Raw genomic sequence first — 11,864 nt, 5'->3', positions numbered from 1 at the left:
TTGTCTTTCATGAGCGGTATGAAGGACAAAACCCACGGAATAGCTCCGGACATTTGTTTTTCATAATATATTTATAGGAAAGTTCTCTTGTAACCTGCTCGTTTAAAAAACTGGAAATATTCAATGCAGCTAAAAATTAAATTTCGAATTATGTAATTGTATAAAAACAAAAAAACTCAAGCTGCTAAGTGCTTGAGTTGAAAAAATCTTTTTTTATGTTTCTAACAAGGATCTGATCCTTAAGGCAAGTCTAATTTGCATCGTTGTTTCGGAATCCTTTAGGCTTTTGCCGAGAATTTCCTCGCACTTTTCAATTCGATAAACGACCGTGTTGCGGTGAACGAATAATCGTTTGGCAGTTTCGGATATTTGACAGTGTGTTTCTAAGTAAACCGATAAAGTGTCTAGTAGTGATTGTTCTTCTTCTAATTTTGACTCTGAAAAGGGGCTTAGAGCAAATGTGTAAAAATTCTTTAATTCCTCTTGGGGGACCATTCGCAATAATTCCATCACGTCTTTCGTATGATACGTTTGGATATAGGCTGTTTTCTTCGAAAGTTGTCCTTGTGATAGAGCATCTACCGCATCTTTGTAAGCATTTTTAACATCAAGAAAAGTATGACTTACATTACTAACACCAAAAGAAATGGTATTTCCAAAGTAATTGGAAACCTTTTCTTGTATTTGGAGTAAGGCAGATTCTGCATTAGTGCCTGGAATTGAGATCGTTTCTTGAACTTCAAATAAAAGAATACAAGATTCTCCATGTGTGAAAAAGTGAATGACAGGAGTCATATCCAAGATTTCTCCTTCCATAAACTCATAAATATCATCTGCTTTTTCAAGTCGCTCGGTATAGGTAGCATGCTGGTCGTCCCTGTCAATTTTACCAACCGCGCAAATGTACTTTTGAGCATTTTTTAATGAAAATTCCGCTGCTCGCCCGATGATTTCCTCTTGGGAAGAAAAAGTACCATCTGAAAACTGAAGGAAGAAATCATTGCGATTACTTCGTTCTTGCTGTCTTAGTGCATGTTCCTTCATCAGTGCAAACGAAATGACATTGGTAGCTTGTTCAATGGTTAATGAGGTTAAATGATCGGTTTTCTCAATCTCACCCATAATCATCAGAAAACCTTTTTTCTTTTCACTGATGTGGACAGGAAATAAGGTACACGTTTGTTTAGTGGATCGGACTGACAGGGAAATAGGCGAGGTCATCCGAGAAGGAATCTTGAGACCATCCAATAGTAAAGGAAAGTTTAGGTTCTTATTACGTTGATAGATCGGCTTGAAATGCTGATCAATTAATTGAACCGGTCGATGAATCACTTGCGATAGATCTTGAAGTAATAATTCAATCCCTTTACCTTCCATAATGATTTTGGTGAAGTGCTTGTGGGTTTCAAGCGCAAGCGTTAATTCAGTGGCCCGTTGATCGAGTATCGCCCGTAACGTATGATTGACAATTTCCCCAAGTGATAAATCTATTGGAAGTTCAATGATGGGGAAGGCTAATTCGTTTGCTTTATTGATAACTTCATCCGGTACCTTATCTAAAAAGCGCTTCGTCTTGATTCCTAACCCAGCACAGCCTTGCTCAGCCATGGCTTGAACCAGTTCAGTAAGTTTGTGTGGATGATCTTTGAAATGATAGGCGGTCGTGATGAGAAATTCACTTTGATTTAAGAAGTGAATAATATCGGGTGCGTCCATCATGTTAACTGATTCCACTTCACGTGAAATTCCCGATTCTCCGGCGATTATGGTCATTCCTTCTAATTGAGGAATCGTTAGGACTTCATTTACGTTCATGGGAAACTCTCCTTAGGTAGAAACATAACACTGAAAATTGTGTATTTTTCATCTATATTAGCATGATTTAGTTAATTTGCATAAAAAATTAAGATAATTTTTACGATATCACCAATGAAGTTCATTTGTAATGGATGTAAACTAAGAATATAACCAGCTATATATTAGGAAACCTAACATCAACAATGACGAGGAGTGAAGTGGGTGGCCATTCAAATAGATAGACAGTTTTTGGGAAAAGGTCAGGTAGGAGCAATGATTGACTGGCTTGCTTCTATTGGAAAAACAGAGAATGGGGGAGTAACTAGACTTTTATATACATCATCCTGGCTGGAGGCGCAGCTGGCATTAAAAAATATCATGGACCAATCGAACTTGCATACGTATTTTGACAGTGTCGGCAATTTATTTGGAAGATTGCCAGGGACGGAATCAAACGAGAAGACAATCTTGACCGGCTCTCACATTGATACGGTAGTAGATGGCGGGAAATACGATGGCGCCTATGGAATTATTGCTAGTTTCATTGCTGTATTAAGGCTGTTTCAAGCATATGGTTCCCCAAAGAAAACGATCGAAGTGGTCTCTTTATGTGAAGAAGAGGGTAGCCGGTTTCCGCTCACCTTTTGGGGGTCGAGAAATATCAGTGGTGCTTACACACTTGACCTGGTCAAAGAGGTTAAAGACTCAGAGGGGATTCCATTTTTAGAAGCAATGAAACAAGCGGGTTTTGACCCCGATAACTATACACCTCCTATTCGGGATGATGTCGAACGGTTTGTTGAGATTCATATTGAACAAGGGATGATTCTCGAAAAAAATCAGAATCAGGTTGGGATTGTGACCCATATTGTCGGACAGCGCCGTTTTACCATTCACATCAATGGGGAAAGTAACCACGCGGGGACGACTCCGATGCAGTATCGGAAGGATGCAGTCAGTACAGCGGCCCATTTTATTTCCTTTTTAACTGAAAAAGCGAAGGCTACCGACCCGCAATTAGTGGCAACGGTTGGAAGGTTACACGTCAAACCGAATGTGCCGAATGTGGTTGCTGGTGAGGTAGAGTTTAGCCTGGATATCCGCCACCATCAGGAAAATATTATGGATCAGTATTGCCATGAGATCTTTACGGAGTTTAAACGATTCTCTGAAAGTTTAAATATGGAAGTGGCCATCACTCAATGGATGGATGTAAAACCGGTTAAGATGGATGAGGAGATGTGTGACTGGGCTCGAGAAATCGCAGAGCGAAAAAACTACCGTTATCAGGAAATGATCTCGGGTGCTGGGCATGATGCCCAAGTATTTGGTACGGAATGCGCCACCTCCTTATTATTTGTCCCAAGCCAAAATGGAATCAGCCATTCACCAAAAGAATTTACCAGTTTGGAAGAGTTAGAAACAGGAATCGACCTATTAACTGAAGTATTATATAAACTAGCATATTAAGGAGTTGTTAGAAATGGCATTTTCAGAGCTGCACACACCAATGCGCACCATTATGACACCCGGACCGGTTGAAGTCGACCCCAGGGTATTACGTGCCATGAGCACACCTATTTTAGGACAATTTGATCCCGCTTTTACGGATATCATGAACCAAGTCATGGAAATGCTTCGTCAAGTATTTCAAACAAAGAACCGCTGGGCTTTTCCCATCGATGGCACCTCGCGTTCCGGAAATGAAGCGATTCTTTGCAGCATCATTGAACCAGGAGACCGGGTGCTCGTTCCTATTTTTGGAAGATTCGGTTATTTATTAGTAGAGATTTGTGAAAGATATGGAGCGGAAGTTTATACACTGGAATGCCCGTGGGGCGAAGTGTTTGATCCGCAAACGGTCATCGATGAAATAGAAAGAGTAGCACCGAAAATTTTAGCGATTGTTCATGGAGAGACATCCACAGGACGAATGCAGCCTCTTCAAGAAATTGGCCTAGCATGCCGTGAAATGGGTGTATTGCTCGTGGTAGATGCTGTCGCCTCGATTGGCGGTGTGGAAGTTAAAACCGATGAATGGTGTATTGACGGCATCATTGGCGGTACCCAAAAATGCTTGTCCGTTCCATCAGGGATGGCTCCAATCACGTTTAACGAACGAATTGAAAGCATCCTTTCTGCTCGTAAAAAGGTCGAACGCGGGATAGCGACAGAGGAGGATCTGCGCTATTCCCGAAGCCGACATCCGATTGCCAGCAATTATTTTGATTTAAGCATGCTACAAGATTATTGGGGTCCAAGAAGACTCAACCATCATACAGAGGCCACATCGATGATTTACGCCTTGTACGAGGGGCTCCGCCTGGTTTTAGCAGAAGGACTTGAACAGCGATTTGACCGCCATAAATATCACGAATCAGCGTTAGTCGCAGGTCTCGAGGCAATGGGCTTGAAACTATTTGGTGATGCCGAACATAAACTGCCATGTGTCACTTGTATCGAAATTCCAAGCGTTCTAGATGGTGAATCAGTTCGAAAAATGCTCCTCGATGCCTTTAGTATTGAAATAGCTTCCTCCTTTGGACCGCTCCATGGGAAAATATGGAGAATTGGAACGATGGGATATAGCTGCCGAAGGGAAAATGTTCTTTCAGTACTAGGTGCATTAGAAGCCGTTTTAATTCGCCACGGGGTAAACGTAAATCGTGGACAAGCATTGCAGGCTGCGCTTGATATGTATGCGGTGGAAAATAATCATTTGTTAGCGTTGAAATAGAAGTGTTGGGGAACCAGTATGGACGGATGCAATACATTTTCATTCTCGGTGGTGAAGCACTGATTTTTGCGCCTAATTGGATGGGTATCAAAGTGCTTATATTTAACAAAGGGCTGCGAGGGCAGCTCTTTTTTCTAATTCAAAACCAGCTAATAGTGAAATGATTTATCGTAGATAACAATCGATGTGTTAACCCTGATCCATTGCGTTAACGGGTGTGTTTCTACATTTAGTGGGGCCGTTTTTTTAGTAACTGGTATGTTAGTTGAACAAGGTGATATTTGGTAAAAATTAATAAGAAGGATTTAAGGGGGTTAGTAAATGATATTGGTGAGTTCTTGCTTAGCTGGGTTAGAGGTGAGATATAACGGAACGCATTGTTTAAATAATAAAATAAGAAAACTAGTAGAAGAAAATAAAGCTATTACAATATGTCCAGAATTACTTGGGGGATTTTCAATTCCCAGAGTACCTGCTGAAATAATAGGTGGAAACGGAGAAGATGTGCTGGATGGAAAGGCTAAAGTAGTTGATAAATCAGGTAAAGATGTTACGGAACTTTACATAAAAGGAGCATATGCTACACTCGAAAAAGCTAAAGAAATAACAGCGACTATAGTGGTTCTCAAGGAGAATAGCCCATCCTGTGGCAGTTCAAAGATTTATAACGGCGAATTTAATGGTAAAAAAATTGAGGGGATGGGAGTTACTTCTGCATTATTAAAAAGAAATGGGCTAAAAGTAATTTCAGAAGAACAATTTGCTGAAACCTTCCTTTAGTTCTCAACTAACATTGGCGTTTCTGTATGAAGTAGAGACACTTTTATACTACTATGAAAATAAACTTCTGTAACTTCGGCAAAATGGCATAACTGAATAAGACTTAGCTCATTCAAACGGGGACTTTAACCTTCAATTGTTGCTTAAGTAAGTTTTAATAATCTGAGCCGTTGGACATTGATAAACCCACCAACATCAAATGTGTTGTCAATTACACTCCACACACTGTGAAGCGTTGCCAGGATTGAATTGGTTAAATAAAAAAGGAAGCCACCCTCGCTTCCTTTTTATTTGTTTCTCTACTTTTTCAATTAATTCACCATTGTCTCAAACAATACGGCTACGCCTATACCGCCGCCGCTTCCGATTGCTGCTAGGACGTATTTTACATTATTCTTCCGTTGTACCTCGTAAAAAAGCCTGTTCACTAAAACCGCACCCGATGCCCCGTAAGGATGTCCGATGGTAAGTGCTCCTCCTGACACATTTAACTTTTCATATGGGATGGATAGCTCTTGAGAACAACCCACTATTTTTGAGGCAAAGGCTTCGTTTATTTCCATCAAATCAATTTCTTCAATTCTTAGATTGTTTCGTTCCAAAAGCTTTTTAATTGCCGGTATAGGGGCAGCACCAGGATAATTTGGATGGACTCCAGCCACCTGGCTGTCTATAAAGCGAAGAACGGGCAGCAAACCCAGGCTTAATGCCAATTCCTCTTCGATAACCGTTACAACAGCAGCTCCATCATTGATGGTGCAGCTATTTGCTGCCGTAACCGTTCCGTTTTCATTTGTAAAAATCGGTTTTGCTCGTTTAAGTAGAGCCGTCATGTTCCGTTTTTTAAAAAATTCTTCATCATGGACAATATGACCAAACGGAATGATTTCCTTTTCAAAATGACCATGTTCATAGGCTTCCCAGCTCCGTTCGTAGCTAAGAAGAGCATAGCTATCCTGTGCATCTTTTGAGATTCCGTATTTTTGTGCTACATATTCGGCTGCTTTGCCCATATCAGGGTCACCGATAAAATCGGGGGAAAATCTAGCTTTTGCTGGAAACAGAGAAGTACTCGTACTTTCCACTCCGCCTGCAAGATAGCAGAGTCCTGCTCCTCCTTGTATCAGATAACAAGCCATTCGAATCGCCTCGAGACCAGCACTGCACTGGCGGTCGAGCGTGACCCCTGGTACAGAGAGGGAAAGACCTGCCTCTAAGGCCGACAATCTGGCCACATTTCCACCAGGACCTGTGACATTTCCTAAAAGGACATCATCCACTATTCCTTCAAAACCAATAGAAAGCTGTCGTATTAGGGGAGAAGCTAATTCATGTACCGCGTAATCTTTAAGGATTCCATTTTTTTTGCCGATAGGAGAACGTTTGGCATTAACGATTACGGCCCGCTTAATGGCTGGTCACCATCCCTTCCAATAATTGTTTTACCCCAGCCCTGGCTATTTTTCCGCTCACAGTATGGGGGAGTTCCTCAACAAAAAACCATTTTCGTGGTATTTTAAAGGAGGATAAATGTTTTCGGCATAATTTTTTCAATTCTTTTTGAGTAGCATTGCCTTTTACGACAGCTGTCACGATTTGCCCCCAATAGGAATCGTATAACCCAATTACAGCCACCTCATCGACAAGTGGATGAAAAGAAATAACTCTTTCAATATCTTCGGGAAAAATATTAATGCCGCCATAGATGATCATGTTCTTCTCGCGGCCGGAAATGTAGAGGTAACCTTCTTCGTCCAGGTAACCCATATCATCTACAGTCATCCAGCTATTTGCATCCTGCTGAAAGAGTTTAACATCACCGCGTTCATCAAGATAACCAGCAAAAATTAAGCTGCTTCGAACAAAAATTTTCCCTGGTTCATTTGCTCCTGCCAACCTACCATTAAGTAGACGTACTTGTACCTCCACATTATGACAAGGCTTCCCAACTGAATTTGGCTTCCGTTTGGAGTCTTCATCCGAAAGAACCGAAACAAAACTTAGCTCACTTGCTCCGTAAAACTCGTACATTTCTAAATTTGGAAAAAGCTTTCGTATTTCTGTTTTAGAATGTTCCTCCCATTTGGCTCCAGAGGAAAGGAATTTTATCATCTTTCGGATTTTCCGACCTTCTTTTAAAAGTGCTGCCACCATTGTTGGAACGACATAAAGAACGGTAATCGGCTCGGCATCAATGAGCGAAACGGTTTGGGCAGAAGAAAATTTGTCTAATAAATGTACAGTTCCACCTATCGACAAGGTGCTGATGGCTCCATATAAAAAGTGAGAGTGAACCAAATTTCCGGGAATTAAAACTGTATCCTCCTTAGTAATATGAAAATCAAGACGTGAACAATCGAAGCTTGCTGCCCATGAAGCTTGACTGCGAATAAACGCCTTTGGTTTACCGGTTGTACCAGAAGTGAATCCCATATAAAAAGGAAGATGACTTACTTCTAAATTAGGACGAATTGTAGGAAATTGAATGATTTCTAAAAGACAATCCTCCCAACTCCACACATTTGTATGAAGTTCTACGACCTCATTATGTAATTCATTTGTAGTAATGATGATAGAAGGGTTAGCAATGCCTATTCGGGCTGTTAATTCAGCATGGTTCCATTTTAAATCTAACGGAACCGCTGTCCAGCCGGCAGCAGAAGCCCCTGTAAAGAGCTGAAGAAACGGGATCCCATTTGGCAGAAGAATACCGACTGTATGATTTGGAAGCGAAAGAGAATGAAGCCAGTTGGCTGTCTGATTGACTCGTTCCGACCAGGTTCGATAGGTTATTTTTTCAGAGTGGGTTTGTATGGCCATTTTCTCAGGGAACTCGTTTGCATGTTGTTGATAGAATTCTATAATAGCAGTCACGTATGTTCTCCCTTCTTAAAGAGTGATTTTAGAAAAAAAGAGACACAAATACTGTGTCTCAACTAGCTTTTGTTAATTGACGTTGAATCGCTGGAGATTTTTTTAATCTAAACACTAAAATGGATGCAATAGTGGCTTTGATCACGTCTCCTGGAATATAAATAAGGGATAGCTTAGCTGCTTTAAGAACTGGTATATGCATCATAAATGCTTGGACCGGAACCCCTATTAAATAGATGAGAAAAATTCCGACTGTTAGATTAACTAGTAAAATATTATGCAGCTTTAATGTATGATAACGGGAGATTAGATAGCCCACAGCAAAAGCTGTCAGCGGGTAAGCTAGCAAATAGCCTGCGCTTGGCCCGACGAATACACTAAAACCACCGCGTCCGCCAGACAATAAAGGCAATCCTGCTGCTACAACTAATAAGAAAACGGACATGCTCCATGCTCCCAATCTCGCTCCAAGAACTCCACCGGCTAAAAGAACTCCTAAGGTTTGCAGTGTAATCGGTACAGGAGTAAAGGATAGATTAATCGGTGGAACTACGCCAAGAGCCCCCATAATAGCAACAAATAAGGCGACATATGTAATGTGTAAAATTTTCATAATTCATCTCCTATTATAATATAAATCTGTTATTTCCAATATTCATTTTATAATTGATTTTTAATTAATGTCAACCTATTATTTTGTTAGGTTAACATTTGATATTGTTGATGAATTATTAGATTGACCAAGCTTTGGGGATACTTGAACGAGAGAAGTAGCAGCCCTAAATAATTTCAACTGAGTACCTGTATCTTGTTTTCTAGCAGTATTTGACGCATTTTGAAACATCATAGAAGAACTGAGGCAGATGCCAATCAGTTTATCACTCAGCTACAAGGAGGAAAACTTTACAAATCTTTTTTGGATGAGAAAAACACTAAATTTTTAAAAAAAAGAAAAATCATATTTGAGGAATACCTAAGAAATAAGATGAATTGAGAATGTGGTATGGGGGAGGTTACTACGGTACCTCTTTTTTATTTCTTAAACAAGAAATCCAGAAAAGATACTGAAATTTTTATATGTTGGAGAAATATTTATTCCTTTCGGTTTGATGTAATATTATAGGGGAAGGGAGGGATTTTAAGATGACTTTAAATGACTTACATAACTGGGTGTCGAAGCTTGGCCTAAACCCACATCCGGAAGGTGGTTATTACAAAAGTACGTTTGTGTCCGATGAACTGGTTACGGATAAAGAATTATCCGCGAATTTTGAAGGGGAACGTAAACTTTACACGAGTATATATTTTTTATTACCCTCAGAAGAAGTTTCCCATTTCCATCGCCTCAAATCGGACGAACTATGGTACTTTCATGGCGGTAGTTCACTGACAATCCATGTCATCCATGAAAATGGCGAGTACGAGGAATTGAAGTTAGGCTTGGACCTCGATAAGGGTGAGGTACCGCAAATCATAGTGAAGAAAAATTCAATCTTTGGATCGTCCGTCACGGAAAAGGATACCTGCTCCCTAGTTGGCTGCATGGTTTCGCCCGGCTTCGAATTTCAAGACTTTGAATTGTTTACACAGGATGAACTGCTGGGAAAATATCCGCAGCATCAGGAGATCATTATGAAATTAGCTTACAAAGAGCTGCCTGAGTAAGGGAGTTTAATGAAGGATTAGAGTAGTGTGTACCAAAATCTAAATCCGATGGTTTATCAGATAACAATAGTATAGCCGCAGCTTCAAGAAGGGTTACACGTTCGTTTTTGACGAGTGTAACCCTTTTCTATTGATTGCACTTGATGGAGCTCCCTAAAGGTATGAGGTGCTTTAAAAATTTTTAAAAGATGTACTAGATTTAGTACTTAGTATCCAGACATCAGAATATCTTTTTACGTATGTATGGATTGATCATATAGAAGGAGAGATAGGATGGAAAACTTTGATGTCATTATGATTGGCAGCGGCCATAACGCTTTAATAACCGCTGCCTATTTAACACGCGCGGGTCGCAGTGTTCTTGTATTAGAAAAGAATGATCGCCCGGGTGGATTTCTGCGCACTGAAGAGTTGACGCTGCCAGGGTTTAAACATGATGTGTATGCTGCGGCACATCCTCTCTTTACAACGGGACCAGCTTACGCTGAACTAAGAGAAGACCTAGAAGCACGCGGGCTTCGGTATGTAAATACGAACCTGCCGACCGGTGTATCGATGGAAGACGGACGAACGGCCGTCCTGCCTAGTTCATTTGAAGAGCTCATCGCTGAAGCGGAACGGCTGTCCCCTGGTGACGGAGCAGCACTGGCTGGCATGTTTGAAAAGTTAAATCCATATGTCACGGATGTATTTGGTTTATTCAATATGGATCTCTCTAGCTCTGAAGCTGCACCTATCCTAAAGCGCTTGCTACACGATGGGGGCGGGGCGGGTTATTCGCCATTCGCTGCCTCGCTAGTTTCAACCGCCCGCAATACGGTCAGTTCTCTTAAGTCACCGGTGACTCGGGCGATGCTGGCATCCTGGGTTACACACCTTGGCCGCACACCGGATGAAGTCGGAAGCGGGATTTGGGTACCACTGACAGTGCTGGCACTGATGGGTGGAGGAATGCCGATACCGGAAGGCGGCAGTGAGAAACTCGTTCAGGCCTTATCGCAACTGATAAAGGATCAAGGCGGTGAGATTCTAACACATACTCATGTTGAGCGAATCTTAGTGGAGAACGGTCGAGCGATTGGCGTACGAACCGCAAAGGGGAAAAAATATCGTGCCAAGCAGGCAGTCGTGGCTTCAACGACACCTGACCAACTTTATCTCTCACTCTTGGCTGATACGGAGATTTCACCACCACTTCGTGCACAAGCAAAACAGTTTCGATATGGCAGGGGGTGTGTCCAAATTCATTTAGCACTTAATGAACCGCCAAACTGGCCCGATAAACGGTTTAACCGTGTTGGGCAACCGCACCTAACAGATGGTCTGGACGGATTTACTCTAGCGATTGCCCAAGGGGCAGCCGATTTGCTCCCAGCTAATCCTACCTTTACGGTCGACTGCTCAACTAACCTTGATCCAACGCGTGCTCCAAAAGGAAAGGCTATTATGCGTGTTCAAGTGCTGGAAGTGCCAATTCGTCCGCGTGGGGATGCGGCCAACCTAATCGATGTGGGAGATGGATCTTGGACCCATGATTTAACTGAGCGGTTTACGGAACGGGTATTAAATGTGGTAAGTAAGCATATTCCAAACATCCCAAGTGCGGTAATCGGAAAATATGTTGTCACACCCGACACGATAGCCAGGTTTAACCCAAACTCAGGACCAGGTGATCCCTACGGCGGCGCCCACGATTTGGCCCAAAGCTATCTTCTTAGACCATTACCAGGTCAGCCAGGTCATCAGACAGCTATTCCAAATGTGTATATGCTCGGGGCCGCAACCTGGCCAGGACACGGAGTCAATGGCGGATCAGGCTATATCGTCGCTCAGAAGCTGCTGTCACAATAAAAATCATTTACTCATATAAAAAAATCTTTGGTAAGACCCTATTTCCGAGTTGGAAGTAGGGATCTTTTTTACAAATAAGGGAATAAGAGATGTTTCCTTCAACGTGGTGCCTATGAAAGACAAATCTATGGGTTCTACGGTGAGTTTTGTCCATCGTAAG

At 41.7% G+C, this 11,864-nt stretch carries 9 protein-coding genes; 5 read left to right on the top strand and 4 right to left on the bottom strand.

Annotated elements, in window-relative coordinates; translation table 11 throughout:
* Window positions 1–213 precede the first annotated feature (213 nt).
* Window positions 214–1,815 (bottom strand): PucR family transcriptional regulator, encoded by a 1,602-nt coding sequence (locus V7137_RS17265; protein ID WP_335699236.1) that lies wholly within the window; start codon window positions 1,813–1,815, stop codon window positions 214–216.
* A 255-nt stretch (window positions 1,816–2,070) separates the two neighbouring features.
* On the opposite strand from V7137_RS17265, the gene allC reads away from it, so the two are divergent.
* The 3 genes from allC (at window position 2,071) to V7137_RS17250 (ending at window position 5,314) form a co-directional block, all read left to right on the top strand.
* A complete protein-coding gene (allC, locus tag V7137_RS17260; protein ID WP_335699238.1) occupies window positions 2,071–3,267 on the top strand; it encodes an allantoate deiminase in 1,197 nt (398 codons plus the stop codon).
* Window positions 3,268–3,280: 13 nt separating this feature from the next.
* A complete protein-coding gene (locus V7137_RS17255; RefSeq protein WP_335699235.1) occupies window positions 3,281–4,534 on the top strand; it encodes a pyridoxal-phosphate-dependent aminotransferase family protein in 1,254 nt (417 codons plus the stop codon).
* 321 nt (window positions 4,535–4,855) lie between these two features.
* Entirely contained in the window at window positions 4,856–5,314 is a 459-nt protein-coding gene (locus tag V7137_RS17250) for a DUF523 domain-containing protein (RefSeq protein ID WP_335699234.1), read from the top strand.
* 311 nt (window positions 5,315–5,625) lie between these two features.
* Here the strand turns inward: V7137_RS17250 and V7137_RS17245 are convergent, their stop codons facing one another.
* The 3 genes from V7137_RS17245 to V7137_RS17235 are packed head-to-tail and all read right to left on the bottom strand — an operon-like array spanning window position 5,626 to window position 8,801.
* Window positions 5,626–6,726: an acetyl-CoA C-acyltransferase gene (locus V7137_RS17245; RefSeq protein WP_335699237.1), complete on the bottom strand. Its 1,101-nt coding sequence runs from the start codon at window positions 6,724–6,726 to the stop codon at window positions 5,626–5,628.
* On the bottom strand, window positions 6,722–8,188 hold the full coding sequence (locus V7137_RS17240) for an AMP-binding protein (protein ID WP_335699233.1): 1,467 nt from the start codon (window positions 8,186–8,188) through the stop codon (window positions 6,722–6,724). The genes V7137_RS17245 and V7137_RS17240 overlap by 5 nt, the downstream gene beginning before the upstream one ends.
* A gap of 58 nt (window positions 8,189–8,246) precedes the next feature.
* A complete protein-coding gene (locus V7137_RS17235; protein ID WP_335699232.1) occupies window positions 8,247–8,801 on the bottom strand; it encodes a biotin transporter BioY in 555 nt (184 codons plus the stop codon).
* Window positions 8,802–9,331: 530 nt separating this feature from the next.
* Here V7137_RS17235 and V7137_RS17230 point away from each other — a divergent pair.
* Both V7137_RS17230 and V7137_RS17225 read left to right on the top strand, forming a co-directional pair.
* A complete protein-coding gene (locus tag V7137_RS17230; RefSeq protein WP_335699231.1) occupies window positions 9,332–9,853 on the top strand; it encodes a cupin domain-containing protein in 522 nt (173 codons plus the stop codon).
* A 273-nt stretch (window positions 9,854–10,126) separates the two neighbouring features.
* The gene (locus V7137_RS17225) at window positions 10,127–11,704 is read left to right on the top strand and encodes a phytoene desaturase family protein (RefSeq protein ID WP_335699230.1); all 1,578 of its coding nucleotides are present in this window, start codon (window positions 10,127–10,129) and stop codon (window positions 11,702–11,704) included.
* The last annotated feature ends 160 nt before the right edge of the window (window positions 11,705–11,864 follow it).

It is taken from the genome of Neobacillus drentensis (genome assembly GCF_036962765.1).
In the GTDB taxonomy this organism is placed as follows: domain Bacteria; phylum Bacillota; class Bacilli; order Bacillales; family Cytobacillaceae; genus Neobacillus; species Neobacillus drentensis_C.
Note: the sequence above shows the minus strand (reverse complement) of the source record. Positions and strands in the feature narration are given on the sequence as shown.